Source organism: Arthrobacter sp. ISL-48 (assembly GCF_018613805.1).
In the GTDB taxonomy this organism is placed as follows: Bacteria; Actinomycetota; Actinomycetes; order Actinomycetales; family Micrococcaceae; genus Arthrobacter.
This window is the reverse complement of the sequence record NZ_JAGGPL010000003.1, coordinates 120,361-146,381: the sequence shown is the minus strand read 5'-3', so window position 1 is coordinate 146,381 and position 26,021 is coordinate 120,361. Positions and strand designations below refer to the sequence as shown.

Here is a 26,021-nt window from a genome sequence, read left to right as displayed (position 1 = left end):
CCGGCGGCACCTGCGCCGCCGCCTGCCGGGGACGCCTGGATTTGACGCCAGCCGCGCCAGCCCCGTCAGGTCTTGGCGGATGCCACAGCAAGGCAGCGCCGGTATTGTTTTCGCCATGACGTCAACTCCAGCGGCAACCCCAGACGATTCCGGCAGCCGTCAGGCCAGCAGCCCGCCCGGTGCCATCGACGCGCAGGGACTCCGGAGCGCAATCGACCGGTCCTTCGGCGGCACGCTTGTACAGCTCGCGGAACTGGTGGCTATCCCTGGCATCGCCTGGACGAGTTTCGATCCTGCCCCACTGGAGCGTAGCGCCCATGCTGTGGCGGACCTCCTTCGCGCTGCCGGCCTGGAGGATGTCCAGGTTCTGCGGTGTGACAAGGAGGACGGCACCCCCGGCGGCCCCGCCGTCGTCGCCCGCCGGAAAGCGGCCGAGGGGAAGCCGACCATCCTGCTCTACGCGCACCACGACGTCCAGCCGCCCGGCGATCCTGCCCTCTGGCAGACCGAGCCGTTCGCCGCCGTCGAAAAAGACGGCAGGCTGTATGGGCGCGGCGCCGCCGACGACAAGGCCGGAATCATGGCCCACGTGGCGGCCTACTCTGCCGTCGCGGAGGTCCTGGGGTCGGAACTGGGCCTTGGCGTGACCTTCTTCTTTGAGGGGGAGGAGGAAGCGGGATCTCCGACGTTCCGCTCCTTCCTTGAAGCCCACCGTGAGCTTCTCCGTGCAGACGTGATCGTGGTGGCGGACTCCAGCAACTGGAAGGTGGGCGTTCCGGCCCTGACTACGAGCCTCCGCGGACTTGTGGACGGAACCATTGAGGTGCAGGTACTGGAGCATGCAGTCCACTCGGGCATGTACGGCGGTCCGGTGCTGGACGCCCCGACACTGTTGTCGCGGCTGATCGCTACCCTGCACGATGCCGACGGCAACGTGGCCATCGAGGGCCTCGTGTCCAGCGACAACGTCACCGTGGATCTTTCCGAAACCGAATACCGGGCCGACGCTTCAGTGCTCGACGGCGTCCGGCTGGCAGGATCGGGCAGCATCGCCTCGCGCCTCTGGACCAAACCCGCCCTGTCCATCATTGGCATCGACGCGCCGGCAGTGGATGTGGCATCGAATACCCTGTTGCCGCGGGCACGGGCAAAGTTCAGCCTTCGCCTGGCGCCGGGGCAGGTGCCCTCCGACGCCATGGAGGCTGTGCGCCTGCACGTTGAAGCCCACGCGCCGTTTGGTGCGGCCGTGGTGTTCACGCCAGGTGAAAGCGGAAGCTCATTCCTCACAGACACGTCCTCCCAGGCCGCTTCGCTGGCGCTATGGGCCCTTGGGGAGGCCTGGGGCGTGCCCGCGGTGGAAATGGGCATCGGCGGCTCAATTCCGTTCATTGCCGACCTCACCGAGGTCTATCCCGACGTGCAGATCCTCGTGACCGGCGTTGAGGATCCGGATTCCCGCGCGCACAGCGCCAACGAGTCCCTGCACATCGAAGACTTCCGGAACGCCGTGGTGGCCGAAGCCCTGCTGTTGGCCAGGCTGAACGCTGACGGCCTCGCCTGAAGCCTGTCGGCTGCACGACGTCCAGCACATAGGCGCGGGGAACAAGGAGGGAGCACGCATGGTTACGTTTGAAGTTAGAGCTATACGTCTGACCGACGTAGCATGTAGCTATAGCCCACACCGTTTCCGTAGGGGTAGGCACCGCTCGCGCGGCGCCGCCAGGACCATCCTAAGAAGGTAGGCCAAATGAGCACCGCAACCAATGAGAACAGCACCGAAACCACCAGCGCTGCCAGCGACGAACTGGCTGCCCACGAGGTCAAGCTGACCGACGTCGCCGCAGGCAAGGTACGCAGCCTCCTCGAGCAGGAAGGCCGGACTGATCTGCGCCTGCGCGTCGCCGTACAGCCCGGCGGCTGCTCCGGCCTTATCTACCAGCTCTACTTCGACGAGCGCCTCCTTGATGGCGACGCTGTCCGTGACTATGACGGCGTTGAAGTTGTAGTGGACAAGATGAGCGTGCCCTATCTCAGCGGCGCGAGCATCGACTTCGAGGACACCATCTCGAAGCAGGGCTTCACCATCGACAACCCGAACGCCGGCGGTTCCTGCGCCTGTGGAGATTCGTTCCACTGACCCGGTCTTTTCGCCCGATGCCGGCGCCTCCAGTCCGTGTGCCAGAACGGCACGGCACGACGGCGCCGACATGTGGGCGAAACGCCCGGCAGAGCGGTAAGCTCTACACCGAGTAGTAAAACTTTTAGTGTGCCCGCGGTAGCCGACGGCTGCCCGGGCAACAGCAACAAGTAGGAAGGGCCGTCTGTGAGTTCGCAGAACCGAACCGGCAGCCGACGCAAAACGATCACATCGATCTCAGGCTTGGCAGTTGCCGGCGCGTTGGTTTTGACTGGATGTTCGCCAGAGGTAGAGAAGGGGTGGCTCCCCACCGAGCGGGGCACCACCAGTAACACCGACCGCATCATGGACCTCTGGGTCAACTCATGGATTGCCGCCCTTGTGGTGGGCATCATTACCTGGGGTTTGATCGTCTGGTGCCTGGTTGCCTACCGTCGGCGCAAGGGAACCATAGGTTTTCCGAAGCAGACGAGCTTCAACCTTCCGCTTGAGGTTTTTTACCTGACCATTCCGCTGTTCATGGTCCTGGTGTTCTTCTACTTCACCGACCGTGACCAGCAGGCGATCGACGACCGCTCGCAGCCGGCCGACGTCGTCGTTGACGTCCGCGGCAAGCAGTGGGCCTGGGACTTCAACTACAAGTCCGGCGACGTGATCTCCGAAGACGTCCATGAAGCAGGAGTCCAGGCGCACCTGACAGGCAATGCCGTGGACAAGGAGAAGCTGCCCACCCTTTACCTGCCCGTTGGAAAGTCCGTTGACCTGGAGCTGAACTCACGCGACGTGATCCACTCGTTCTGGGTTCCGGCCTTCCTGCAGAAGCGCGACATGATTCCGGGCAAGACCAACTACATCAGGTTCACCCCCACTAAAGAGGGCACGTACGACGGCAAGTGCGCCGAGCTCTGCGGCGAGTACCACTCCGAAATGCTGTTCCGCGTCAAGGTAGTGTCGGAGTCTGAATTCCAGGCCCACATCACTGAACTGAAGGACTCTGGCAACACGGGGCTCCTCGGCGAAGAGTATGACCGCAACCCGAACCTGAACGAAATAAAGTAAGGGGAGCGACGTGGCTACTTACACTCAATCCGCCGGGATCCTTGAGGCTCCCGTAGTTCCTAGGTCCAAGGGGCGCATCGTCGTCAACTGGATCACCTCCACAGACCACAAGACCATCGGGTACATGTACCTGATCGCGTCGTTTATATTCTTCTGCCTCGGCGGCGTGATGGCGCTGCTGATCCGGGCTGAACTGTTCGAACCAGGCATGCAGATCCTGCAGACCAAGGAACAGTACAACCAGCTGTTCACCATGCACGGCACCGTGATGCTGCTGATGTTCGCCACCCCGCTCTTCGCCGGCTTCGCGAACGTCATCATGCCGCTGCAGATCGGCGCACCTGACGTCGCCTTCCCGCGGCTGAACGCGCTGGCCTTCTGGTTCTTCCTCTTCGGTTCAACCATTGCCGTCTCGGGTTTCATCACCCCACAGGGCGCTGCGTCCTTCGGCTGGTTCGCCTACGCGCCGCTGAACAACACCACCTTCAGCCCCGGCATCGGCGGGGACCTGTGGACCTTCGGCCTGGCGCTCTCGGGTTTCGGCACCATCCTTGGCGCCGTCAACTTCATCACCACCATCATCTGCATGCGCGCACCCGGCATGACGATGTGGCGCATGCCGATCTTCACCTGGAACACCCTCGTAACGGCCATCCTGGTCCTCATGGCGTTCCCGCCGTTTGCCGCAGCCCTCTTCGCCCTCGGCGCTGACCGGCGTTTCGGTGCCCACATTTTCGACCCGGAAAACGGCGGAGCGGTCCTGTGGCAGCACCTGTTCTGGTTCTTCGGCCACCCGGAGGTCTACATCATCGCGCTGCCGTTCTTCGGCATCGTGTCCGAGATCTTCCCGGTCTTCAGCCGCAAGCCGATCTTCGGCTACAAGGGCCTGGTCTACGCAACGATCGCGATCGCCGCCCTCTCCGTCACCGTGTGGGCACACCACATGTACGTGACCGGCTCGGTGCTGCTACCGTTCTTCGCCTTCATGACCATGCTGATCGCGGTACCCACCGGGGTGAAGTTCTTCAACTGGATCGGCACCATGTGGCGGGGGTCCCTGACGTTCGAGACCCCGATGCTGTGGAGCCTTGGCTTCCTGGTGACGTTCCTCTTCGGCGGCCTGACCGGCATCATCCTGGCGTCGCCGCCGCTGGACTTCCACGTCTCTGACTCCTACTTCGTAGTGGCGCACTTCCACTACGTGGTGTTCGGCACCGTGGTGTTCGCGATGTTCGCCGGCTTCTACTTCTGGTGGCCGAAATTCACCGGCAAGATGCTCAACGAACGCCTGGGCAAGATCCACTTCTGGATGCTGTTCCTGGGCTTCCACGGCACCTTCCTGATCCAGCACTGGCTGGGAGTGGAGGGCATGCCCCGCCGGTACGCGGACTACATGCCGCAGGATGGCTTCACGTGGATGAACCAGTTCTCCACGATCTCCTCGTTCGTACTCGGAGCGTCCCTGATTCCGTTCTTCTGGAACGTCTACATCACCTGGCGCAGCGCGGAACGGGTAGAGGTGGACGACCCTTGGGGCTTTGGTGCATCGCTGGAGTGGGCCACGTCCTGCCCGCCGCCGCGGCACAACTTCACGTCGCTGCCCCGGATCCGTTCCGAGCGGCCCGCCTTGGACCTGCACCACCCGGAGCTGTCGCAGGTGCACACGGTTGAGGAACCAGCTCCGGCTGCTGCAGTGCTAGGTAACGCCGATCAGAAGGACACCGCCAAGTGAAGATCGAATCATGGATTTTTGGAGCCGGAGTCTTCTTCTTCGTGCCGGTCTCCCTGGTTTACGGGTTCCTGACCAACTGGCATGAATGGGTCGGCACGCTGGGGATTCTCCTCGTCGGCGGACTGGCCGGAATGATTGGCGGCTACCTGGGCTTCACCGGAAAGCGCGTAGGCCTCCGTCCTGAGGACCGCAGCGACGCAGAGGTCCACGAGGGTGCCGGCGAGCAGGGGCATTTCAGCCCTTGGAGCTGGTGGCCGCTGGTCCTGGGGCTCGCCTGCGCGGGCGGATTCCTGGGCCTGGCCGTCGGCTTCTGGATTCTCTTCATCAGCGCCGGACTCGCAGTCGTCGCCCTCGTCGGCTGGGTCTATGAATACAGCCGTGGGGACCACGCCCACTAGGCACCGGCAACCGCCTTCTTTGACCGGAAAAAACGACGTCGGGCCCCACCAAACGGTGGGGCCCGACGTCGTTTGTCTCAGTACGGGTTCTGCCCCGGAAGACCAGAGCGGCCTGCAGCAGGTTCTAACGGGCCGCCTGCGACTCCAGCAGCTCCGCCAGCATCCGCAGCGCCTCCCCAGCTGACTGATGGTTTGAGGCGCCACTGGTGGCGGAGTCCGCAATGGAGAGTTCAACCTCGCAGCCATGGTGGAAATCGGCCGTCATCACTTCAAGCAGGGATCGGGCGTCGACGCCCTGGATTCCGGCCTTTCGAATAATGACAGGCAGCCCCGTGTCGGTCACGGCTCTGACGAACAGAGCGGCGGGGCGCGCATGCAGGCCTATCGAGGCTGACACCACGGCCTTGCGAACTGGCAACGGGACTCCTTTTGTCTCAACGGCCCCCACCGTCAGTCTGATTTTCCTGTCCAAATATATCGGGCGTGGGGCACGGATACCGAACCTGCAGTCTTCGGCTTGCCAGCACAGTGAATGTCGCATTGTCCTACTACGGTAGGGCTATGACCTTTGCGAATGTAGGAACCCTGGGCGCTGTTTCAGGCAAGCGCGACGAGTTGGTGGAACACCTGACTCAGCGCAGCGAGACACTCCGGCAGATCGGCTGCCTTGCTTACGAGGTTGGAGTTAACGACGACGACCCGGACACCGTGTTCGTGGTGGAGCTGTGGGACAGTGCGGAGGCCCACCGGTCTTCCCTTGCGTTGCCCGAGGTCCAGGCATCCATAGCGGCCGCGCGTCCGCTGCTGTCCGGTACGTTCGGAGGGTTTAGATTCAATGTTGTCGGGTCGCCGCTTCGCGACTGACGCGAATCTAGGCGCCCCGTGAGCTTCGGCATCTTCCGGGGATTGACCGCGTCTAGCGGGTGATGCTTAGGGTCTCTGTTCGTGCAACACATGATGTCCGTTCCAGAGCAACTGGTGCCCCTTGGACGCGGTTGTTCCTGCCAGTGTCGTCGCACCAATCGACGTTGTGCGGTATTGCTTCCACTGTTGCGTCGCCGACGGCCGTTTGCGGTGGGACGTCAAAGGCATAGACGAAGCCGCCGGCATCATTCATCGGCGCGGTTGTGTTGATGACCTGCGTGCCAGTCGCGTCAGTGACCGTCACCTGGATGAGCGCGTTCGCGCCATACCGGGGATTACAGTCCGCGTCCTGTGCCCGGACCGTCACCGTCTCGCCCGCTTTCGCCGTCTGCGGGTCCACCGAATACGGGGGCGGTAAACAGGGCGGTTCTCCGCCGGAGGAAGCAGCACAACCCGCCGAAAAGGCAACCATCAGGGCGACACTGACGGCAGAGAACGATGAGAATACCCCACTGCGTTTTGGAGCAGGATACCTGGGGTGGTGTGCCATCTTCCCATTATGGTGGCGTGCGTATGGGCGGCTGCTGAGGCGGGAAAGTTGTCCCCGGATCGTTGCCAAAGCGACTCCGGGGCCGCCTTCGAGCATGTGCTCGAGGGCGACCCCGGAGTTCTGCCTGCCCGGGCCGGTCGCCAAGATTCTCACATACCTTGGCGTCCGCCCCGAGAAAGGGTCAGTGGGTGAAGGTGAACCAGTTGAGGTTGGTGAAGTCGGAGGTTTGGTCGCTCTTGAAGGTTATGTAGACGGTGTGGGTGCCGGTGATGCCGGTGATGGCAGTGGACTTGGTGGTCCAGGTCTGCCAGCCGCCGGTGTTGGATACCTGGATGCTGCCTACAGGGGTACTTGAGGGTGAGTCGAGCCGGACTTCTATCAGGCCGGTGACGCCTGCGCCGGCGCCGGATGCCACCCGGGCCTGGAACTGGGTGGCAGCCTGGGCACCAAACACGACGTTGGGGTACTCGGCCCAGTCACCGGGGGAGACCCAGGCGATGTCCTGCCCGCCGCCGGTGTCGCCGGTGCCCTCGATGACGACGCCGGAAGCGTTGAGGTACTTCTCGGCCTGGATCGGGCCGTACGCATCGGTGCCGGTGTCATGGGTGAACGTGAACCAATTGAGGTTGACGAAGTCGTCCGCTCCGTCGCTGGCGAAGGTCAGGTAGACATTGTGGGTGCCGGTGACGCCGGAGACGTTGGCAATTTTCGTGGTCCAGGTCTGCCAGCCGCCGGTGTTCTCTATCGCGATGCTGCCGATCGGGTTACTGGTGGGCGAGTCGACCCGGACTTCGATCCGGCCGCTGACACCGCTGGCGGCGCCGGATGCGACCCGGGCCAGGAACTGGGTCGGGGTCTGGGCACCAAAAGCCACGTTGGCGTATTCGACCCAGTCTCCGTTGCCAACATAGTTGATGTCCTCGCCGCCGCTGCTGTCACCGGTGGCCTCAACGCCGACGCCAGCGGCAGTGCTGTATGCCTCCGCCTGGATCGGGCTGTACGCGTCGGTTATACCGGCGGGCGCTGCCGAGGGTGTCCAGACATAGGTTCCGACCGTCTTCGCCGGGAGGGTGTCAATGAGCTGCTGCTGCCCACCACGGAGAGTAAAGTCCTGGGGCGTGGAGGTTCCGTTCACAACGATGGTCGCCACCGTGCCGTCAGGGTTGAGGAAGGCCACAGTGGTGACGGTGTCGGTGCTGCCGTAATCGCTCCAAATCCGCTTGGCGCCGCGCTGGACGAACTTCGAGAACTGGGCGAACAGGTAGTACTCCGGCAGGGCCCAGTAGGTGTTGCGGTCGTCGGGGTTCTGGATGAGAGGCGAGGGGTCCGGCGCACCATACTGTTGGGTGTCCCTGTTCTGGTCGAGCATCGTGACCCATGAGATGTAGCCCGTCGACCAGCAGCGCATGTAGCGTGCGATCCGGTCCGCGCCCGCCGTGCCCCACCACATCCGCTCGGTCATGACCATGTCGAGGTCGGGGTAGTCGGTCTTCGCCAGGGACATCGTGCTGGGGTCACCTGAGTAGTCGTGCCAGGCGATGCCTTTGGTGTTGTGGTATGCGTCGGTGTATCCGGACTTGCTGTTGCCGAGCGCGTCGGTGATGTAGCTCCCGGTGTCGCCGAAATTCCAGTCCCAGGCCCAGATCTGCGTGGTGATGCCATGCGCGTCGAACTCGGCGCGCATGGCGTTGATGAGCTGTTTCTGCTGCTGCCCCGATACCAGCATGCTCGGGTAGTGGCCGGCAGGCCAGCCGGGTTCGTTCTGCGGCGTCACGGCGTGGATGGTGATCCCCTGCTGGGCGTAGGCCTGCATGATCATCCGGTAGTAGCGGGCGAGGGTGGGAACGTGCTCGTCGAGCAGGTGGCCGTCGATGAGGCTGTTGTTGTCCTTCATCCAGGCAGGGGCGCTCCACGCGGTGCCGCAGATGGCAAGGTTCGGGTTGATCTTGAGCGCGTCCTGAAGGGTGGAAATGATGTTGTTGTCCACGTCCTTCTGGATGGAGAACCGCGACAGGGTCGGATCGGCCGCGCCGTCGTCGTACGTGTAAAACTCCGAATGGCTGAAGTCGGAGGAGCCGAAACAGATGCGGACAAGGTCGAACCCGGCGCCACTGGCGGGGTCGAAGAGCGATTGGAGGACCTGGGACCGCGTCTTCTTGCTCATCAGCGCCAGGTTGTGGATGGTCGTGTCCTCCATCGAGCAGCCGATGCCGAGCATGCTCTGGTACGACTTCGCCGCGTCGACCGTGATTATCGTTCCGGAGTTTCTGCCTGAGGCGGCCAGGGCGATGTCGCTGCGCTGGCTGAGCTTGTAGGGGACTGAGGCCAGGCCGACCGCCGGATCAGCGAACCAGGCGCTGCTCTTTGGCGCGTAGCCTGCGGCTGTGGACTCAGAGCTCCAGGTCACTTTGGCCGAGCCGGAGGCGCGGGGAGGCTTCGGGGCGGCGTTCGCCACGCCGGGCTGGGCGAACACTGAACCTGCCGCTGCAGCCGCGACGGCTGCTGTGGTCATGAAGCTCCGGCGGCTGAACCGGCCGAAGCCTTGTGGAGACGGTTGTGCGGGAGTGGAGGGGGAGGTGGACATGGAGCGCTCCTTTGCGTTGGGCTCGCCGTTTGGGGGCGGGCACGGGTTAGTTGTCGAGGGTGGCTGTCGTGGGGTTCCAGTCCTCAGGGAGGGCTGGGGAGATGATGGCGGTGCTTTCGACGTCGATAAACGTGCCGGATTCTGTGGATTCGGTGATCGAAACCATGGTGTCCAGCACGTGATAGGCGAGGTCACCCGTGGCCCGGTGTGGTAATCCGGCGCGAATGGAGCGGGCGATGTCCAGCACACCCAGGCCACGGCCCTCGGCCGGGCCGGTAGCCGGAATGGTGGTCCAGTCCTCGTCGCCGTCGCGCCACAGCTTGATGTCGCCGTCGAAATTGTTCGGGTCAGGCAGGGAAATGGTGGCCTCCGTGCCGGTGATCTCCACGAAGCCGGCGCGGTCGCGTGGTGACTCGAAGCTGAATACACTGTGCGAGGAGGCGCCGCCGTCGAACTCCGCCATGGCGGAGACGTGGGTGGGGACTTCGACGGCGAATTCTTCGCCGGCCTTGGGTCCGGAACCGATCATGCGGGTTGTCTTGGAGGCAGAGCCGACGGCGGCCACGCGCCGTACGGAGCCGAAGGTCTGGACCAGGGCGGTGAGATAGTACGGTCCCATGTCGAACAGGGGCCCGGCGCCGTGCTGGAAGAGGAAGGCCGGGTTCGGGTGCCAGGATTCCGGGCCGGGTGTCTGGAAGGCAGTCAGGGCGGTCAGGGGGGTGCCGATGTCGCCGCGTTCGATCAGCCTGCGGGCTGTCTGCAGCCCGGCACCGAGGAAGGTGTCAGGGGCGCAGCCCAGCCGGATCCCGGCGGCGTCGGCAGCCTTGAGCAGCCCGATCCCGGATTCGCGGTCCAGGGAGAACGGCTTCTCGGTCCAGACGTGCTTGCCGGCGTTGACTGCAGCGGTGGCTACCTCCACGTGCGCTGCCGGGATGGTCAGGTTGACGATGATCTCGACGTCGGGGTGGTTCAACGCGGCGCCCACCCCGCCCCACTCCGGAACGCCGTACTCCTTGGCGCGCGCTTCCGCGGCCTCCTCAAACAGATCCGCGATCACGTGCACCCTGACGTCGGGGAAGACGGTCAGGTTATCCAGGTACTGCTTGCTGATGTTTCCGGCGCCGATGACGGCGACGCCGACCGGCCCCCGGCGGGACGACGCGGAGAATGCGGAACCCTTGTCGGCGTCACCTGGCGTGGCGCTCATGCCTTGGCTCCAGCCGCCTGGGAGGCGGGCTCGAGGGAGTTCAGGAATGCGAGGGACTGGGCGACGCCGTCGAACACGTCACCTGCGTAGTCGTCGAATTCCACCACCCCCACCTCGAGGCTCTTAGCGGCCGCTATGACCTCAGCCACTGGAATCTTTCCCTGCCCTGCCGGGAGCTGGGCCTTGGTGTCCATGTCCACCGGGCCGTCTTTGATGTGGATTGCCACGACCCGGTCTCCGAGCTTGGTGAGGATGTCCACGGGGTCCTGGCCGCCGACGGCAACCCAGTACGTGTCCACTTCCAGGACCAGTTCAGGGTCCAGCAGGTCCGCGAAATATTCCAGGGCCGTGCGGCCGTCGATCATGGACTCCAACTCCCACTGGTGGTTGTGGTAGCCCACGCGGATCCCGTACTCCGCGCCCTTCCTGGCAGCCGCGTTGAGCTGCTCGGCGATGGAGCGGATGGAGTCAGCGTCCTGCCAATGTTCGGCCGGGACATAGGGGTCGATCACCGTGCCGATGCCCAGCCGGTTGGCCGCGGCGAAGATCTCGTCCTTGTCCTCCGTCAGCAGCAGCGGGGCGTGGCCTGTAGGAGCAGTGATTCCGTTCTCGGTGAAGGCAGAGGCGAACTCCACGGCGCGGGCGGCGAAGTTGTACGGTTCCACCTGGGTGAAGCCAATCTCCGCCAGGCGCTTGATGGCGCCCGGAAGGTCTTCCTCCACGGCATCGCGGACGGTGTACAGCTGGACTGAATAGGGCATGTGTTTACCTCACAAGTGTGATGGGGATGGAACTGGGCAGCATCTATTTGATGCCGGTGGCTGCGACGCTTTGGATGAAGTAGCGCTGCAGCATGATGAAGAGCAGGATGATGGGCGCGATGACCAGGACCGATCCGGCCAGCAGCAATCCATAGTTGGTGGCGTTCTGCCCCTGGGAAAACAGGGACAGCGCTACCGGGAGGGTGTACTTTTCTTGGCTCTGGGCCGCGACCAGGGGCCACAGGAAGTTGTTCCAGGAAGTCAGGAACGTGAGAATCCCGAGGGTTGCAAGTGGCGGGCCGCACAGCGGCATGACCACCCGAGTGAAGATCCGGAGTTCGCTGGCCCCGTCGATTCGCGCGGCTTCAATGATTGAATCCGGAATACCCATCATGAACTGGCGCATGAGGAAGACACCAAGGGGCCCGGCAAGGAATGGCAGGAACAGGGCCGGGTAGGTGTTGACCAGGCCAAGCTTGCTGACCATCACGAAGAGCGGCACGAAGGTAACCACGCCAGGAACCATCAGGGTCACCATGACGATCAGGAACAGGAATTGCTTACCCGGGAAGTCCATCTTGGCCAGGGCATAGCCCACCATTGAACAGAACACCAGGTTACCCAGCACCGTGACGACGGCAACGAGCAGGCTGTTGATGAAAAAGGTGTCGATGTGCAGGTTGGTGAACCATTGGTTGTAGTTCTCCAGGGTGGGTGCCTCCGGCCACCAGGTGATCGGCCGGCGCAGGAGTTCGCCCTGGGTTTTGAACGAGCCCAGCAGCATCCACACGAACGGCAAGAGGGTGGCGACGACCCCGAGCACGAGCAGCACATACGTCAGGTTTTTGGGACGGACCCGACGGCGGCGCTTGCCCGGGCGGCTCCGTCCGGGAAGGCTGCCAATTGCTGTTCTCGATGATTCGGGTTTCAGAGTTTCGGTGGGAGTTGTCATGGCGATCCTTAGTCCTTCGACCGGAGGGCACGGAACTGGATGAGGCTCAACAGCGCGATGGCTACAAAAAGGACGTAGCTGGCAGCGGAGGCCAGGCCGTACTGTCCGAACCCGAACTGGTTGAACGTGAAGTAGCTGATGGACAGCGTCGAATCGAGCGGGCCGCCCTTGGTCATCACGAAGGGCTCCTCGAAGAACTGCAGGTAGCCCACCGAGAGCAGGACCGCTCCCAACAGTAGTGTCGGACGGAGGGTGGGGAGGGTGATTCTGATGAACCGCTGCCAGGCATTGGCACCGTCCACCTCCGCTGCTTCCAGCATCTCGGCCGATACATTCTGCAGGCCGGCCAGGAAGATGATCATCAAAGTGCCCATGTTGCGCCATACAGCCATGAGGATCATTGCGGGCATGGCCCACGTGGTGCTGTTGAGCCAGTCGGGTCCCTGGATTCCGACTGCACCGAGGACGGTGTTCATGAGGCCATCGGGCTGCAGGATGAAGCGCCAGACGACGGCGATGGCCACGATGCTGGTGACGACAGGAGTGTAGAAGCCCACCCGGAAGAACGTCCGGAAGCGCTTGATTCCACTGTTCAGTGCTACCGCCAGGCCCAGGGCCACCGCCATGGTCAGCGGGATCCCGACAACAACGAAATAGCCGGTGTTCAGCATCGAATGCAGGAACTGTGGGTTGGCGAACAAGCGGCTGTATTGCTCCAGCCCGACGAAGCCTACCGAAAATGGATTCTGGACGTCCCGGCTGGTGAAGTCCGTGAATGACATCGCGAAGGATGAAATCAGCGGAACAAGCATGAATACGCCGAAGAGAGCCACGAACGGGAGGGCGAAGCCCCAGGCGATGAAAGCCTGCCGGCGCCGGCGGGAGGAGGATCCAGTCCTCTGTCCGCCGGCCCGGCTGGTTGCTGCACTACGTGGACGGCTGGAAGTCGCCGTCACCTTAGTGGCCCGTTCCTGCTGAATCAGCCGTGGCCTGCAGTTCCTTCAACGCAGCGGCCGGGTCCTTGCCGGCCTTGACGATCTGCTCCAGCTGCTTGTCAGCGGCTGCGGAAACCTGGGTCCAGGTGGTGACCGCCGGAGGGGAGTTTGTGTCCTTCAGCTGGTTTCCGAAGACGGTGAGCTTGGCATCGCCGGACAGTGACGAGTCGGTCCAGGCAGCCTGCTTGGCCGGCAGGTCGCCGGTGAGCTTGTGGAACTTGAGCTGAACCTCGGGCTGGGAGAGGTACTGGATGAACTTCCACGCGGTGTCCCGGTTCTGGGTCTTTTTGAAGACCACCAGGTCGGACCCACCAACGAAGGAGGTAGAGGACTTTTCCTTCGGGATCATCCCTACCTTGTATTTGTCCGCGAAACCCGGGCCGCCTGCCTTATCCAACTGGCCGATTTCGGACGGGCCGGCGATCAGCATGGGCACCGAGCCGTTGACGAAGGCCGCCTCGGCCGCGCCGGCGCCGGTTGCCGGCGTCTTATTGGCGATGCCATCTTCAAAGAAGCTGTTGAAGTACTTCAGGGCACCCACCATTTCGGGGGTGTCCAACGTCCATTTGGTGCTGTCGGCGTTCACCAGCTGGGCTCCGTTGGACCAGGGGAAAGGCAGCATGGACTGGAAGTCGTCCGCGACACCGGTCGGCAGGGCCACTCCGTACTTGGCGCCGGCCTTGGTCTGCAGATCCTTGGCCAGGGATTTGAAACCATCCCAAGTGGTCGGGAAGCTGTCGTAGCCGGCCTGGGCCGCCAGGTCACTGCGGTAGTAAACCACCCGCGTGTCCACGTACCACGGAACGCCGACATTGGTGCCGGAGACTTCCGTTGCCTTCAGGGCCCCGGGAAAGATTCCTGAGGTGTCCACCTGGGCGGGGACCGTCTCAAAGGCGTCACTGAAGTCGCTCATCCACGTGGTGCCCATCTGGGCCACGTCCGGGGTGGTACCGCCGGCAATGGCGGTCTGGTACTTGTTGTGGGCGGCGTCCCAGGGCACTGCTGTCACGTTGACCTTTACGCCCGGGTTGGCGGCCTCAAAGTCCTTGGCCAGGGTGGGCAGGGCCGCACCTTCGTCGGCCTGCGCCCAAACGTTGATGGTTCCAGTAGCCGGGCCTGAGGAAATCGGTGCTGCAGCCGGAGCGTTCGCTCCCGCTGGAGCTCCGGAATCACGTCCACAACCGGTCATTAGAAGCGCGGCCGCCACGCCAAGAACTGCCATTTGTCGGGCATTGTGAGAGAGCATCATTGATCCTTTCGGAGATCTTCATAGTGCGGGATGGTGCGCGCTTTGCGGATCCAGTCGCCTGTTCGGAGGCCTCCTTGCAAACCGAATCTATGCGCTTAAACATCCTGCGGTGTAAAGAATCTATGCGCATTGATGTCGGAGTACAAGACTTTTCCGAATATTTCTTAGGGATCCTGGCGAGGAAGACGTTGTCCTGCCCGCACCAGTCGCTCTCGCGACGTTGAAGGATGCTCAGGGAAGAAAAGTTTGGTTGCCCACATCAGAGGGGCAGGCAGCCGCAGCTCTGGCGAACCACCAGTTGAACCGGCAACTCCAAGCTCTGCGCGGCAGTTTCGGGATGTTCGAATCTATCAAGCAGAATTCCGACGGCGGTCCTGCCCATCAGCTCCATTGGCTGCTTAATAGTGGTCAGCTGGGGGCTGGAAACGAGGCCTGCTGCGATTCCGTCGAAGCCGGTAACGGCGATTTGATCGGGGACACTGATGCCATGGGCGGAGAGTTCGCCCATCAGGCCCAAGGCGATTTCATCCTGGGCGCATACCAGCACTTCGGGTAAGGATTCCTGGGCCAGGAGGTTCTCCATGAGTTTCTCTGGCCAGCCCGGCGCGCCTTCCTCTGCCACCAGAGGATCGTGCAGTTCCGCGAAACCAGAGGATCGAAGTTGCGTCTGGAAGCCCTCGTACCGCGCCAGGGAGTCCGGGAATATGCGGGACGGCCCAACGAACTGCAGGTCCTTAAACCCATGGGTGGAAATCAGGTGCTCGGTCAAGAGTCGCATTCCGCCCGCGTTGTCGCAGGTGACGCCGCTGAGCGTGTCCGTGTGTGACCGCTCTGAAAATTCGACAACGGGGATCATCCTGGAGATGCTTTCCAGGACATCGTCGGACACAGACCGCGGAAAGACAGCCAGCCCATCCACCTGGCCCGCAATATCGGCAAAAGCCGTCTCGCTGCCAGCCTGGTTGCCACCGCTAACGATCAGCGTGTATCCCCGCCGTCGGCACTCCAAGGCCACGCCGCGCTGCACCTCGTCAACATACACGGGGAAAGACCGAAGGTCTGGGTTTGAATCATCGAAGGCTGGAGCTTTGGCCCCGTCGGATCCTGCTGCAGAGTCTGGATCCTGACCGGGCCCTAGGGAGTAGTAGTCGAACGAATAAATTCCCAGCGCGCCGGTCCTGCCACGTGCCAGTCCGCGTGCATTACCGCTGGGAACGTAGCCCAGTTCCTTGGCCGCCGCGAGCACGTTTTCCTTTGTTGACCGCTTGACGCGGTGCGGCTGCCGGAAGGTGAACGATACAGTCGCGATCGAAACACCCGCGCGCTCCGCCACATCATAGACAGTTGGTCGCCGGACCATCGGCTCTCCCCCTTCGCGCTGATTGTTATGCGCTTAGCATATGCCACTTAGACCGGCCGAGGGTTTTTGGTGTCGGCAGCAGCTGCGTTGGCAAGGTCTAGGTAACGAATCCTATGTGAGACAGTAACGCAGTTCCGGGATCTATAAGGTGAGGACTTGCCGGACACTCAGAAGCCAACGCCCTGTGGGGCAGCGCAAACACGGGCACCAGCGCAGCAGCAAAAGCACAGGGTAGCGTTGGCCCCGATGGCGGGCAGGATGCCGTGAAGTACGTATTCGGGGGAGTGCGGGGTCGGCTGATGCGGCAGGGAAACCGCGATGACGGAAGTGCAGTGACCAGAGAACGTACTGGTCTAGACCTCTGCGCAGTTGCCTTAAGATTGGAGGGTGAACATAGAAGCAGGGGCACCCGGTTATGGCTGCTAACGCTGCCGGCGTCGCAGGCGAGATAGACCGCAGCAATGGGACGGCCATCTACATCCAGCTACGGGAGATCCTTCGCGGTTACATCGCCAATTCCTGTCCGCCGGGATCAGCGCTGCCGTCAGAACGCGACCTCGCAGAGCGGTTCGGCCTCGCCCGGATGACGGTACGCCAGGCCATTGACGCCCTTGTCGGCGAAGAGGTCATCGAGCGCGTGGTTGGCCTCGGCACGTTCGTCCGCAAGCCGAAACTCGATCTACAGGTAAAGCTGACCTCCTACAGTGAGGAAATGCAGCGACGCGGTATGGTGCCAGCGGCCAAAGTCCTCAGCTTCGAGCAGATCGCCGCGAGTGCCTTCCTGGCACGCGAGCTCCAACTGGAAGAGGGAACGCCGTTGGTCCGCTTCCGTCGTCTCCTGCTGGCCGACGGGGAACCCATGAGCGTGGATGAGAACTTCATCCCGGCGCACAAGGTGCCGGGGCTGCTGGACGGCGAACCGCCTACCTCCCTGTACAACGTCCTTAGCGAGCAGTTCGGGCTTGTCATGGAATGGGGGGAGGACATGATTGAAGCGACAGCAGCGTCGCCTTCCACAGCACGTCTGTTGAATGTCGATGTGGGTTCGCCACTGCTTAAGATCCAGCGGCACGCATTCGTTGCCCGGGCTATGGTGGACTACTCCGTCTCGTACTACCGCGCGGACCGCTATAAGCTGTGGGTTCCCCTGCAGCGGCCCGGGGCCCGGTCTGCACGCAACCAATCGTCCGGCTACCGGAACCACTAGCCTCGAACAGCTAAGTGCCGCGTAAACGGGAAAGGCCCGGTCCAGATGGACCGGGCCTTTCCCGTTGCGCTACCGTGTGGGTGCCTTAGTGGCTGAGGCTCTTGCTTTCCTCGCGGGCTTCCACTGCCGGCTGGGCGTGGTGGCCATGCGCTGCCTCAAGTTCAGCTGGCGTGGCCGGAGCAACCCGGTCCTCGAAGAACCAGCGGGACAGCCACGCGCGGCGCTTTTCCTTGCGGGTGACAATTCCGTGATCGTTGGGGACCGCCGGAAGCGGTACCGGCGACTCAAAGCCCACCAGCTTGTAGTGCTTGTACTCATCGAGCGGTGCGTGCACCTCGATGAACTCGCCATGGGGCAGTCGGACGATGCGGCCAGTCTCCCGGCCGTGCAGCGCGATCTCGCGGTCCTTGCGCTGGAGCGCAAGGGCCACCCGCTTGGTGACGGTGAACGCAATGACGGGTCCGATGAAGAACAAGGTCCGGAGCCAGTACGTCACATCGTTCAGTGACACATGGAAGTGAGTTGCGATCAGGTCGGAACCTGCCGCTGCCCACATCACGCAGTACCAGGTAAACCCGGCCACACCGATTGCAGTACGGGTCGGCGCGTTCCGCGGACGGTCCAGGACGTGGTGTTCGCGGTCGTCCTTCGTGATCCAGCGCTCGATCCAGGGGTACATGAACAGCACCGTGAAGATGATGCCGGCAGGAACCAGGGCAGGAAGCAAGACGTTCAGGGTCAGGACGTGCCCGAAGATGATGTACTCGAAGTGGAAGTCACCGATGACGCCTGGCATCAGGCGGAGGGCACCGTCAACGAAGCCGATGTACCAGTCAGGCTGAGTACCGGCAGAAACAGGAGACGGGTCGTACGGACCGTAGTTCCAGATCGGGTTGATGGTGAAGAAGCCTGCCATCAGGGCCAGCACGCCGAACACGATGAAGAAGAAGCCGCCTGCCTTAGCTGCGTAGACGGGCCCCAGCGGGTACCCCACGACGTTCCCGTCGTTGCGGCCGGGGCCGGGATACTGCGTGTGCTTGTGCACAACCACCATGAAGAGGTGCAGCACGATCATCAGGAGGATCAGCGCGGGGACAAGCAGGATGTGGAGCATGTAGAGACGACCGATAATGGCCGTGCCCGGGAACTCGCCGCCAAAGAGGAAGAACGAGATGTACGTTCCCACCACCGGGATGGCTTTGATAACGCCGTCGATGATGCGCAGGCCGTTGCCGGACAGCAGGTCATCGGGGAGGGAGTAGCCGGTGAAACCGGCGGCCATTGCCAGGATGAGCAGCACTCCGCCGACAACCCAGTTCATTTCACGCGGCTTGCGGAAGGCGCCCGTGAAGAAGACGCGCAGCATGTGCACACCGATGGATGCCACGAACAGCAGGGCTGCCCAGTGATGCACCTGGCGCATGAACAAGCCGCCGCGGACGTCGAAGGAGATGTTGAGCGACGAGCTGTAGGCCACCGACATTTCAACATTCTTCAGCGGCAGGTAAGAACCGTCGTAGTGGGTCTCGGCCATTGACGGGTCAAAGAAGAACGTCAGGAAGGTTCCTGACAGCAGCAGGATGACGAATGAGTACAGCGCCACCTCACCGAACATGAACGACCAGTGGTCGGGGAAGACTTTGCGGCCGAACTCACGCAGAATGCCGGAACCGCCAACGCGCTGATCAACGAAATCGGTGATGCGTCCGGTTTTGGTCTTGGCGACGAAGGCGGGGGCTTCAGCTGTTGATGCTGCGCTCATGCTCATCACGCTCCCAGTAACTAGGTCCAACAGGTTCTTTGAAGTCGCTGGTTGCGACCAGGTAGCCCTCGTCATCCACTGCGATGGGCAGCTGGGGGAGGGGGCGGCTGGCGGGGCCGAAGATCACCTTGCACTCGTTCGTGAGGTCAAAGGTGGACTGGTGGCACGGGCACAGCAGGTGGTGCGTCTGCTGCTCATAGAGAGCAACCGGGCAACCGACGTGGGTGCAGATTTTGGAGTATGCAACGATTCCGTTGTAGCTCCAGTCCTCGCGGCCCTTGGAAGGGTTAAGGGACGAGGGATCCAGGCGCATGAGGAGCACAACGGCCTTGGCCTTTTCGTTGAGCTTGCCTTCATGCAGTTCGTTGAGGCCTTCCGGGATGACGTGGAAGGCGGACCCGAGCGTGACGTCAGACGCCTTGATCGGGGTACCGTCGGGGTCCCGCGTGAGGCGCTTGAGCTTGCCTTCCTGCGGTGCCCACATGGTGTGCGAGAGTGTGTTGTCTGGGCGCGGGCCCAAGTCGCCGAATACTGCCAGGGCCGGAAGTGGGGCCAGCGCAACGGCGCCGAGCAGGGTGTTGCGGATCAGCGGGCGACGCTTGATGCCCGTCTCCTCCACGATGTCGTCAACGATCCTGACGGCGGCCACGCGGTCCTCTTCGATGCGGACTGCGTGCCGCTCCTCCGAGACCTCATGGTCTGGCATCAGGGCCTTGGCCCAGTGGACAATGCCGGTACCGATGCCAAGCATCGCAAACGCCGTGCCGACACCCAACAGGGCGTTCTGCAGTCGGATGGTGGCGATGCTGGAGTCGTCGCCCAGATCGATGGCGAAGTACGCCACCAGGAAGATCAGGGTGCCGACAACTGAGGCGCCAAAAAGTAGGGCGACCTGCCGTTCTGCACGCTTTGCGGCCTTCGGGTCCGTGTCAGCCAGGCGCAAACGGTGCGGGGGAATTCCAGGATCCTGGAACTTCTCCACCTCATTCTGACCAGCCGTAGCTACGGTGCCCGAGTGGTTCGGACTGCCGTCACTATGGTTGCCCATAATTCGCCTCATCCTTCTCTCGTCCCGGCTTCCGCCGAGTTAGTTTTTCAATTTCAAACTGCTGACTGATCAGCAGAAGTTCTTACGGTCTTAGCGGTGCGCCTAGGACGTCCGCGAGGTCAGCCAGATGGTGAAGGCGATAATGACGCCCAGTCCGGCGATCCAGACAAATAGTCCCTCGGAGACTGGACCCAAGGCACCGAGATCGGCTCCACCGGGGGACCCGTTGGTCTCAATCTGCTTCAGGAAGGTGATGATGTCGCGCTTGCCCTCGGGGGAGACGTTGGCGTCACTGAAGACCGGCATGTTCTGCGGTCCGGAAACCATGGCCTCGTAGATGTGCTTACCAGAGACGCCGGCCAGGGCCGGTGCAAACTTGCCACGGGTCAGGGCACCGCCTGCTGCAGCGGCATTGTGGCACATGGCGCAGTTGGTCCGGAACAGCTCACCGCCAGCAGCGGCGTCGCCCTTTTCGTCCAAGAGGCTTTCTTCAGGAATCGCGGGGCCGGCTCCCAGGGAAGCCACGTAGGCTGCAAGCTGATGTGTTTGTTCGTCATTGAACTGGGCCGGCTTCTGGTAGGCCTGCGGACCGTTCATCTGCATGGGCATGCGGCCGGTGCCGACCTGGAAGTCGACAGCGGCTGCGCCGACACCCACGAGGGACGGAGCGTCCTTGGATCCGCTGGCGCCCATTCCGTGGCACGTCGCGCAGTTGGCGGCGAAGAGCTTCCCGCCCTCCTCGACATCACTTGAGCTGAAGCTCGTGGTTGATGCCTTGGCCTGGTTGACAGTGGTGGCAACGGCGTACAGCCCACCTGTGACGAGGAGTCCCAGCAGGAGCAGCGCTATGGCTGCGAGGGGGTGACGCCGCTTTTGCGAGAGTGCCTTCACGTGGTGGTTCCTTTATTCGATGCTGCGCCGGCTCCGGGAGCCGCTACTTGAAATTCTGCCTCTTGTAGAAAATGAATCAAAGCTTGACTACTTGAGCACGTAGATGACCAGGAAGAGGCCGATCCACACGACATCCACAAAGTGCCAGTAGTACGAGGTGACAATCGCAGACGTTGCCTCGAAGTGGCCGAACTTCTTCGCGATGAAGGAGCGGCCGATGATGAAGAGGAAGGCAATGAGCCCGCCGATAACGTGCAGGCCGTGGAACCCGGTGGTGATGTAGAAGGCCGAGCCGTACGCGTTGGATGAGAGCGAAACATGCTCTGAAACCAGCATGGCGTATTCGGTGGCCTGGCCTGCTACGAAGAACCCGCCCATGAGGAAGGTCAAGGTGAACCATTCGTTCATTCCCCAGCGGGAGAACTGGAACGGGCCCCCCGTCTTGCGGGGCTGCAGCCGCTCGGCGGCGAAGACACCCATCTGGCAAGTGAAGGAACTGGCCACGAGGACGATGGTGTTGACGAGCGCAAAGGGGAAGTTGAGCTTGGCTGTCTCTTCCGCCCACATCTGTCCGCTCGTGGAGCGCAGTGTGAAGTACATGGCGAAGAGACCGGCGAAGAACATCAACTCACTGGAGAGCCACACTACGGTTCCGACGGAGACCATATTGGGGCGGTTCAGCGTGGGGTGCGCCGGGGTACTGGGGGCATGGGTCGCAGATGTCACATAGACATTATGTCTATAAAAGTCCGGAGTTCCCAACGCGAACCGCCTTTTGGGGGGACTTTTTCTACAAAGACGCGAAATTGCCGCGAAAAGTTCCCGGTGGGGTCACATTAGTCAGGGCCGTCGCTCGCTGGATAGCATCAGGGGGTGACTTCACAGGCATCCGCACAGGCGGCAGGCAATACCTGGCCGCGCCTCATTTCGGCGCTCATCAAGGGTGCGGACCTGACCGCGGACAACACCGCTTGGGCCATGGACACCATCATGTCCGGGGAGGCGACGCCAGCCCAGATAGCCGGGTTCCTGGTGGCCCTCAGCTCCAAGGGGGAAACGGTTGAGGAGCTCTCGGGCCTCGCGGACGCCATGCTCGCCCATGCCAATCCCGTGACCATCTCGGGCGAGAAGCTGGACATCGTCGGCACTGGCGGTGATCAGCTGAATACGGTCAACATTTCCACCATGGCGGCACTTGTCGCGGCGGGGGCCGGTGCCAAAGTGGTCAAGCACGGCAACCGTGCATCGTCGTCGTCCTCCGGATCCGCGGACGTCCTGGAGGCACTCGGAGTCAGGCTGGACCTGCCCATTGCGCAGGTTGCCCGCAACGCCGAGGAAGCCGGCATCACGTTCTGCTTCGCGCAGGTTTTCCACCCGTCTTTTCGCCACACGGCAGTGCCCCGCCGGGAACTGGCCATCCCCACGGCCTTCAACTTCCTGGGCCCTCTGACCAACCCGGCCCAGGTGCAGGCCTCCGCTGTGGGCGTGGCCAATGCCAGGATGGCACCTCTGGTGGCAGGTGTCCTGGCACGGCGAGGGAGCCGCGGCGTCGTATTCCGCGGCGACGATGGCCTGGACGAATTGACCACCACCGGGCCTTCCACGGTCTGGGAATTCCGGAACGGTGCCGTCACCCATCTCAGTTTCTCCCCGGCGGATCTCGGCATCCGTCTGGCTACTGTGGAGGATCTCCGCGGCGGCGACGCGCAGGCGAATGCCGCCGTCGTGCGTGATGTCCTGGCGGGCAAGGGTGGTGCGGCGCGCGACGCGGTCCTGCTGAACGCGGCCGCAGGACTGGTGGCTTTCGACGTCCGTGCCGAGGGACCGTTCCTGGAGCGTATGCGTTCGGCGTTTGCCCGCGCTGCCGCCTCTGTGGACTCGGGCGCCGCGTCCACCGCACTGGACAAGTGGGTTTCCCTCAGCCGCGCCTGACCTGCTGGGGAACTGGCCCGCTACTCGAAGCCCAGAGCGAACGCAGCGTCGAGGTCGTGCTGTGAGTAGGCGCGGAACGCGATGTGGGTTGTGGTGTGAACCACTGCCGGAACCTTGGACAGCCGGTCTGCGATGACGTCGGCCAGGTCTTCATGCCGCGCCACCCGGGCTACTGCAATCAGATCCCACTCTCCGGTCACGGAATATACCTCGCTGATGCCTTGGATGGCGGAGATCTCCTCGGCGGTTTCGGGAATGCGGGCGGCGTCGGTTTTGATCAGAACGAATGCGGTGATCACTATCAATCCTTCCGGATCAGTTGGCCGTAGCAGTGCCCGGCGAGACTCTTCAGTGCTGCCAGCCTATTACATCGATCCCGGCTTTATTCTTGGCTTTCCAGCCGTCCGAAGCGGCGAAGCCCTGTCAGCAGGAGCCGGTAGCCGAACAGGAACAACCCAAGGCTCACAAGGGCGACAATCACGAAGGCGATTACCACCGTCTGGCCGGTGAGCGCGCGCAGGACCATGCCTCCGGCAACGGCGCCGAGCCAGACGGGCAGGCCGGCCTTGCGCACAGCCAGAGGAGCCCGCCAGACCCTGGCGGCCGCCCAGGCCAGCGCCGCTCCAGCGAGGAATGGCCATGCCGTGAACAGCACGCCGGTGATGGCGTCGCCCCGCTGATGCGCGTCCCGCCCGATCGCCGCAAACAGCAGGATCAGGACGGCGTCAGCCAAAGCTGCTCCTGCAACGGCCAGAGATCTGCTGGATGTGGAAGGCTGCCGTGTCTCTGGAATCATGCCTTCGAGCCTAGCTGGTGAGCGGGGTGGTTGCCTCGCCGCCGGTCCTTGTTTCGGCATCCGGGATTGCGGAAGATGACGGGAGGGATAGTTCGGCAATCCAGAGGAGACGAAGTGCGCCTGATACAGATTGCCCAGCGGGCTGAGGATCTCGGGCGTGCAGCCGCGTTCTACTCCGACCTGCTCGGCACAGAACCTTCAGGGGCCTTTGACCCGCCGGGTCTGTTGTTTTTTGACCTCGACGGGGTTCGGCTCCTGCTTGAGCGGGGTGCGCCGCCGTCAGTGCTCTACCTGGAGGTTCCCGATGTCAGGGGCGCCATCATCACGCTTCAGGACAGGGGAGTGGAAATCGTCGCCGCGCCGGCCGTCATCTTTCACCACAACGATGACCGCCTCGGTCCGGCTGGCACTGATGAGTGGATGGGCTTCATCCGGGACAGCGAAGGCAACACCGTCGGTCTGGTCAGCCACATCCCAGCCGAAGCAGAGTCATCTTCGCCCGGAACGCCTACCGGGCGGCCGCGCTGAGCCCGCCGCCCGGGGCGTCCCGTACGCGTCTACCGGTACTGCATCAGTGTGTTGAACCCGAGTTGGTCGTAACCGCCGGACGTCGTGCCGTAGTCGCCGCCGCCGCCGTCGGGCCGCAGGGTGGCGGCGATCTGGCTGACCCAGGGGGTGCTGAGTCCCTTACGGCCGGAGTAGTGACCCAGAACCTGGTCCCACACGGGCCGGGCCTGCCCGCGGGAGCCCGATCCAGGGACTGTCTGCGTCTGCCAGCCGACGTGCGGGGCGGTGGTCGACGGGCCCGACTGCCAGGTGTATGGCGTGAAGGGCACGTCGTACCCGAGGTTGTACTTCGCGACGTACTCGGCAGCCTTGAGGAAGCGGTTGTTATCCTGGCCGTAGCAGTCGATGCCCTGGTTCCAGGCCATTTCGCAGAAGGCGCCCATGAGCCCGATGCCCATGATGGTGTGCCCCTGGTCGCGGCCGCTCTCCTGCCACTGGGCGAGACCCTGGTCGTCATAGACAAAGGGCACCGCGTGCGGAAGTGAGCCGTTGCCGGCGCCGCTCAGGAAGTACTGGACGGCCCGGTCCACCAGGTCGGACCGGTCCGCGAAGATACCGATCGCCAGGATCGATGCCATGTTGCACAGGTCCCAGTTGGCCCAGTAGTTCGTGATGACCGCGCCATTGTGGTTGGTGAGGAAGTCCTCGTTCATCGGGTAAAAAATGTTGAGGAGCATGCCGCGGAACCGCTCGAACTCGAAGTCCGGATGGTCCCGCACCAGCTCGGCCGCGTTGGCAAATTGGTATCCGTAGATGCCTGCAGCCAGGAAGCGGTCGGCGTTTCCGGTGACAGTGGTCAACATCCCGGACCAGGCGTTGAGGATCCGCACTGCAGCAGCCCCGTGGTCCGCGTCGCCGGAAATTCGCCAGCGCAGGGCGTTCTGGTAGGCGGCATGGATGTCTGGATACATTTGGGCGTAGTTCTCGCCGGTACCGCCGCGGATGACTGTCTCAAGCGGGCGCGCCACCCAGCCAGCATTTGAGCGGCCGTTTGCGACGAGGCGGTTCCAGCCTCCCATCCATGGCTGGCTGCCTGCGGCAACCTGAGTCGAAACGCGCTGGAGATCGGCCAGCGTATGCACCAGTCCAGGATGCGCGTACGTCGTTGTTGAGGCAGTGGCGAGCGGTCCCTGACCGCGGCCGGGTGACTTGTCCCTGGCTGCGGAGGCTCCCGCGGCGCCGAGTGCTGCAAGGGGTGCCGCAAAGGAAGCACCCACGATCAGGGACCTGCGTGAGATCGCTCTGCTGGATGACTCAAGGTGGCGATAGTTCGTCGTCATTGACTTCCGTTCGATAGTGGTCGACCGAGACAGCGGGGAAAACGTTATCCCGCCTCCGCAATACTCACATGCCCATACGGGAGATTCAAGGGCAAGGAACGTATCGGTGCATTTCAGGGGTGGTTTGGGGAGGCTAGGCGCGGGTGCAGCTTCGCAGCCGAAATAATTCCTGGACCTTGTCGATCCCCGCCCGCTTTGTTCGACAGGATAGTAGCAGGACGCATACGGCGTCCTCATGCATGCGAGGAGAATCCCATGAAGTACATGTTCATCATGCGCGCCACGGCAGAAGCAGCCGAGGCCTACAAGGAGGTCCCTTTCGAGGAGGTAATTAGGCAGATGGGCGCTTACAACGACTCGCTTATCAGGGCCGGGGTCATGCTGGCCGGCGAGGGTCTCGCTGACACATCCGAGGACGCCGGTTTCGTCGTCGACTTCTCCGAGGAACCGCCTATTGTTACCGACGGTCCGTACGGCGAAACGCATGAGCTCTTCAACGGGTTCTGGATCGTCCAGGTGGCGTCGAAGGAGGAGGCCCTTGAGTGGGCAGGCCGCTGCCCGCTTGGCCCAGGATCGAAGCTGGAAGTGCGGCGAGTGACCGAATTCGCCGACATGCCGGACTTCGCAGACTTCGCCCACGTCGATTCCTTGCAGAACGACGCCGGTCCCCGGTCAGGGAACGGCTAAGTC

The 26,021-nt window shown here is 62.9% G+C and carries 26 protein-coding genes; 10 read left to right on the top strand and 16 right to left on the bottom strand.

Features of this window, described 5'->3' with window-relative positions; translation table 11 throughout:
* Positions 1 to 115: 115 nt before the first annotated feature.
* The 5 genes from J7E83_RS04485 to J7E83_RS04465 all read left to right on the top strand — a co-directional run bounded on the left by J7E83_RS04485 (position 116) and on the right by J7E83_RS04465 (position 5,326).
* Positions 116 to 1,561, top strand: coding sequence for a dipeptidase (locus tag J7E83_RS04485; RefSeq protein WP_214959466.1), 1,446 nt, complete (start codon positions 116 to 118; stop codon positions 1,559 to 1,561).
* A gap of 186 nt (positions 1,562 to 1,747) precedes the next feature.
* Positions 1,748 to 2,137, top strand: coding sequence for an iron-sulfur cluster assembly accessory protein (locus J7E83_RS04480; protein WP_066291471.1), 390 nt, complete (start codon positions 1,748 to 1,750; stop codon positions 2,135 to 2,137).
* A gap of 186 nt (positions 2,138 to 2,323) precedes the next feature.
* Positions 2,324 to 3,196 carry a cytochrome c oxidase subunit II gene (gene coxB, locus J7E83_RS04475; protein WP_214959464.1) on the top strand — a complete coding sequence of 291 codons (873 nt, stop codon included), beginning with the start codon at positions 2,324 to 2,326 and terminating at the stop codon, positions 3,194 to 3,196.
* A gap of 10 nt (positions 3,197 to 3,206) precedes the next feature.
* A complete protein-coding gene (gene ctaD, locus J7E83_RS04470; protein ID WP_214959462.1) occupies positions 3,207 to 4,928 on the top strand; it encodes a cytochrome c oxidase subunit I in 1,722 nt (573 codons plus the stop codon).
* Positions 4,925 to 5,326: a cytochrome c oxidase subunit 4 gene (locus tag J7E83_RS04465; RefSeq protein ID WP_214959460.1), complete on the top strand. Its 402-nt coding sequence runs from the start codon at positions 4,925 to 4,927 to the stop codon at positions 5,324 to 5,326. Before ctaD ends, J7E83_RS04465 begins: the two co-directional genes overlap by 4 nt.
* 124 nt (positions 5,327 to 5,450) lie before the next feature.
* Here the strand turns inward: J7E83_RS04465 and J7E83_RS04460 are convergent, their stop codons facing one another.
* A complete protein-coding gene (locus J7E83_RS04460; RefSeq protein ID WP_214959458.1) occupies positions 5,451 to 5,744 on the bottom strand; it encodes an HPr family phosphocarrier protein in 294 nt (97 codons plus the stop codon).
* A 143-nt stretch (positions 5,745 to 5,887) separates the two neighbouring features.
* On the opposite strand from J7E83_RS04460, the gene J7E83_RS04455 reads away from it, so the two are divergent.
* Positions 5,888 to 6,190 (top strand): putative quinol monooxygenase, encoded by a 303-nt coding sequence (locus tag J7E83_RS04455; RefSeq protein ID WP_214959456.1) that lies wholly within the window; start codon positions 5,888 to 5,890, stop codon positions 6,188 to 6,190.
* 52 nt (positions 6,191 to 6,242) lie between these two features.
* Here J7E83_RS04455 and J7E83_RS21040 read toward each other — a convergent pair whose 3' ends face one another.
* The 8 genes from J7E83_RS21040 to J7E83_RS04415 all read right to left on the bottom strand — a co-directional run bounded on the left by J7E83_RS21040 (position 6,243) and on the right by J7E83_RS04415 (position 15,848).
* Positions 6,243 to 6,740: a hypothetical protein gene (locus J7E83_RS21040; protein ID WP_251043445.1), complete on the bottom strand. Its 498-nt coding sequence runs from the start codon at positions 6,738 to 6,740 to the stop codon at positions 6,243 to 6,245.
* Positions 6,741 to 6,921: 181 nt separating this feature from the next.
* A complete protein-coding gene (locus tag J7E83_RS04445; protein ID WP_214959454.1) occupies positions 6,922 to 9,324 on the bottom strand; it encodes a carbohydrate-binding protein in 2,403 nt (800 codons plus the stop codon).
* 46 nt (positions 9,325 to 9,370) lie between these two features.
* The gene (locus tag J7E83_RS04440) at positions 9,371 to 10,531 is read right to left on the bottom strand and encodes a Gfo/Idh/MocA family protein (RefSeq protein WP_214959452.1); all 1,161 of its coding nucleotides are present in this window, start codon (positions 10,529 to 10,531) and stop codon (positions 9,371 to 9,373) included.
* On the bottom strand, positions 10,528 to 11,292 hold the full coding sequence (locus J7E83_RS04435; protein WP_214959450.1) for a sugar phosphate isomerase/epimerase: 765 nt from the start codon (positions 11,290 to 11,292) through the stop codon (positions 10,528 to 10,530). Before J7E83_RS04435 ends, J7E83_RS04440 begins: the two co-directional genes overlap by 4 nt.
* A gap of 43 nt (positions 11,293 to 11,335) precedes the next feature.
* Positions 11,336 to 12,244: a carbohydrate ABC transporter permease gene (locus J7E83_RS04430; RefSeq protein WP_214959448.1), complete on the bottom strand. Its 909-nt coding sequence runs from the start codon at positions 12,242 to 12,244 to the stop codon at positions 11,336 to 11,338.
* 8 nt (positions 12,245 to 12,252) lie between these two features.
* Positions 12,253 to 13,200, bottom strand: coding sequence for a carbohydrate ABC transporter permease (locus tag J7E83_RS04425; RefSeq protein ID WP_396020482.1), 948 nt, complete (start codon positions 13,198 to 13,200; stop codon positions 12,253 to 12,255).
* Position 13,201: 1 nt separating this feature from the next.
* Positions 13,202 to 14,461 (bottom strand): sugar ABC transporter substrate-binding protein, encoded by a 1,260-nt coding sequence (locus J7E83_RS04420; RefSeq protein WP_251043444.1) that lies wholly within the window; start codon positions 14,459 to 14,461, stop codon positions 13,202 to 13,204.
* A gap of 286 nt (positions 14,462 to 14,747) precedes the next feature.
* Positions 14,748 to 15,848: a LacI family DNA-binding transcriptional regulator gene (locus J7E83_RS04415; RefSeq protein ID WP_214959446.1), complete on the bottom strand. Its 1,101-nt coding sequence runs from the start codon at positions 15,846 to 15,848 to the stop codon at positions 14,748 to 14,750.
* Between the two features lie 415 nt (positions 15,849 to 16,263).
* On the opposite strand from J7E83_RS04415, the gene J7E83_RS04410 reads away from it, so the two are divergent.
* Entirely contained in the window at positions 16,264 to 17,055 is a 792-nt protein-coding gene (locus tag J7E83_RS04410) for a GntR family transcriptional regulator (protein WP_214959443.1), read from the top strand.
* An 85-nt stretch (positions 17,056 to 17,140) separates the two neighbouring features.
* Here J7E83_RS04410 and J7E83_RS04405 read toward each other — a convergent pair whose 3' ends face one another.
* The 4 genes from J7E83_RS04405 to J7E83_RS04390 all read right to left on the bottom strand — a co-directional run bounded on the left by J7E83_RS04405 (position 17,141) and on the right by J7E83_RS04390 (position 21,482).
* Positions 17,141 to 18,817, bottom strand: coding sequence for a cytochrome bc complex cytochrome b subunit (locus J7E83_RS04405; RefSeq protein ID WP_214959441.1), 1,677 nt, complete (start codon positions 18,815 to 18,817; stop codon positions 17,141 to 17,143).
* Positions 18,795 to 19,865: a ubiquinol-cytochrome c reductase iron-sulfur subunit gene (locus J7E83_RS04400; protein WP_214959439.1), complete on the bottom strand. Its 1,071-nt coding sequence runs from the start codon at positions 19,863 to 19,865 to the stop codon at positions 18,795 to 18,797. Before J7E83_RS04400 ends, J7E83_RS04405 begins: the two co-directional genes overlap by 23 nt.
* 102 nt (positions 19,866 to 19,967) lie before the next feature.
* Positions 19,968 to 20,756: a c-type cytochrome gene (locus J7E83_RS04395; protein ID WP_214959437.1), complete on the bottom strand. Its 789-nt coding sequence runs from the start codon at positions 20,754 to 20,756 to the stop codon at positions 19,968 to 19,970.
* 87 nt (positions 20,757 to 20,843) lie between these two features.
* The gene (locus J7E83_RS04390) at positions 20,844 to 21,482 is read right to left on the bottom strand and encodes a heme-copper oxidase subunit III (RefSeq protein WP_214959435.1); all 639 of its coding nucleotides are present in this window, start codon (positions 21,480 to 21,482) and stop codon (positions 20,844 to 20,846) included.
* 147 nt (positions 21,483 to 21,629) lie between these two features.
* On the opposite strand from J7E83_RS04390, the gene trpD reads away from it, so the two are divergent.
* Complete coding sequence (gene trpD, locus J7E83_RS04385) at positions 21,630 to 22,688, top strand: anthranilate phosphoribosyltransferase (RefSeq protein ID WP_214959433.1); 1,059 nt, start codon at positions 21,630 to 21,632, stop codon at positions 22,686 to 22,688.
* Positions 22,689 to 22,708: 20 nt separating this feature from the next.
* Here trpD and J7E83_RS04380 read toward each other — a convergent pair whose 3' ends face one another.
* Together J7E83_RS04380 and J7E83_RS04375 are read right to left on the bottom strand one after the other, a co-directional pair.
* Entirely contained in the window at positions 22,709 to 22,987 is a 279-nt protein-coding gene (locus tag J7E83_RS04380; protein WP_214959431.1) for an Lrp/AsnC family transcriptional regulator, read from the bottom strand.
* 83 nt (positions 22,988 to 23,070) lie between these two features.
* On the bottom strand, positions 23,071 to 23,484 hold the full coding sequence (locus J7E83_RS04375) for a DUF3054 domain-containing protein (protein ID WP_214959429.1): 414 nt from the start codon (positions 23,482 to 23,484) through the stop codon (positions 23,071 to 23,073).
* Positions 23,485 to 23,598: 114 nt separating this feature from the next.
* Here J7E83_RS04375 and J7E83_RS04370 point away from each other — a divergent pair, with 114 nt between their 5' ends.
* Complete coding sequence (locus J7E83_RS04370; RefSeq protein ID WP_214959427.1) at positions 23,599 to 24,012, top strand: VOC family protein; 414 nt, start codon at positions 23,599 to 23,601, stop codon at positions 24,010 to 24,012.
* Positions 24,013 to 24,041: 29 nt separating this feature from the next.
* Here the strand turns inward: J7E83_RS04370 and J7E83_RS04365 are convergent, their stop codons facing one another.
* Positions 24,042 to 25,331, bottom strand: a complete 1,290-nt coding sequence (locus J7E83_RS04365) for an alginate lyase family protein (protein WP_214959425.1) — start codon at positions 25,329 to 25,331, stop codon at positions 24,042 to 24,044.
* Positions 25,332 to 25,586: 255 nt separating this feature from the next.
* Here J7E83_RS04365 and J7E83_RS04360 point away from each other — a divergent pair, with 255 nt between their 5' ends.
* On the top strand, positions 25,587 to 26,018 hold the full coding sequence (locus J7E83_RS04360; RefSeq protein WP_214959423.1) for a YciI family protein: 432 nt from the start codon (positions 25,587 to 25,589) through the stop codon (positions 26,016 to 26,018).
* The last annotated feature ends 3 nt before the right edge of the window (positions 26,019 to 26,021 follow it).

Excerpts from the sequence above, each read along its gene's own strand:
- J7E83_RS04485 (WP_214959466.1), top strand. The coding sequence starts at position 116 with ATGACGTCAACTCCAGCGGCAACCCCAGACGATTCCGGCAGCCGTCAG.
- J7E83_RS04480 (WP_066291471.1), top strand. The coding sequence starts at position 1,748 with ATGAGCACCGCAACCAATGAGAACAGCACCGAAACCACCAGCGCTGCC.
- J7E83_RS04455 (WP_214959456.1), top strand. The coding sequence starts at position 5,888 with ATGACCTTTGCGAATGTAGGAACCCTGGGCGCTGTTTCAGGCAAGCGC.
- J7E83_RS21040 (WP_251043445.1), bottom strand. The coding sequence starts at position 6,740 with ATGGCACACCACCCCAGGTATCCTGCTCCAAAACGCAGTGGGGTATTC.
- J7E83_RS04445 (WP_214959454.1), bottom strand. The coding sequence starts at position 9,324 with ATGTCCACCTCCCCCTCCACTCCCGCACAACCGTCTCCACAAGGCTTC.
- J7E83_RS04440 (WP_214959452.1), bottom strand. The coding sequence starts at position 10,531 with ATGAGCGCCACGCCAGGTGACGCCGACAAGGGTTCCGCATTCTCCGCG.
- J7E83_RS04435 (WP_214959450.1), bottom strand. The coding sequence starts at position 11,292 with ATGCCCTATTCAGTCCAGCTGTACACCGTCCGCGATGCCGTGGAGGAA.
- J7E83_RS04430 (WP_214959448.1), bottom strand. The coding sequence starts at position 12,244 with ATGACAACTCCCACCGAAACTCTGAAACCCGAATCATCGAGAACAGCA.
- J7E83_RS04420 (WP_251043444.1), bottom strand. The coding sequence starts at position 14,461 with ATGGCAGTTCTTGGCGTGGCGGCCGCGCTTCTAATGACCGGTTGTGGA.
- J7E83_RS04415 (WP_214959446.1), bottom strand. The coding sequence starts at position 15,848 with ATGGTCCGGCGACCAACTGTCTATGATGTGGCGGAGCGCGCGGGTGTT.
- J7E83_RS04410 (WP_214959443.1), top strand. The coding sequence starts at position 16,264 with ATGGCTGCTAACGCTGCCGGCGTCGCAGGCGAGATAGACCGCAGCAAT.
- J7E83_RS04405 (WP_214959441.1), bottom strand. The coding sequence starts at position 18,817 with ATGAGCGCAGCATCAACAGCTGAAGCCCCCGCCTTCGTCGCCAAGACC.
- J7E83_RS04400 (WP_214959439.1), bottom strand. The coding sequence starts at position 19,865 with ATGGGCAACCATAGTGACGGCAGTCCGAACCACTCGGGCACCGTAGCT.
- J7E83_RS04375 (WP_214959429.1), bottom strand. The coding sequence starts at position 23,484 with ATGATTCCAGAGACACGGCAGCCTTCCACATCCAGCAGATCTCTGGCC.
- J7E83_RS04365 (WP_214959425.1), bottom strand. The coding sequence starts at position 25,331 with ATGACGACGAACTATCGCCACCTTGAGTCATCCAGCAGAGCGATCTCA.
- J7E83_RS04360 (WP_214959423.1), top strand. The coding sequence starts at position 25,587 with ATGAAGTACATGTTCATCATGCGCGCCACGGCAGAAGCAGCCGAGGCC.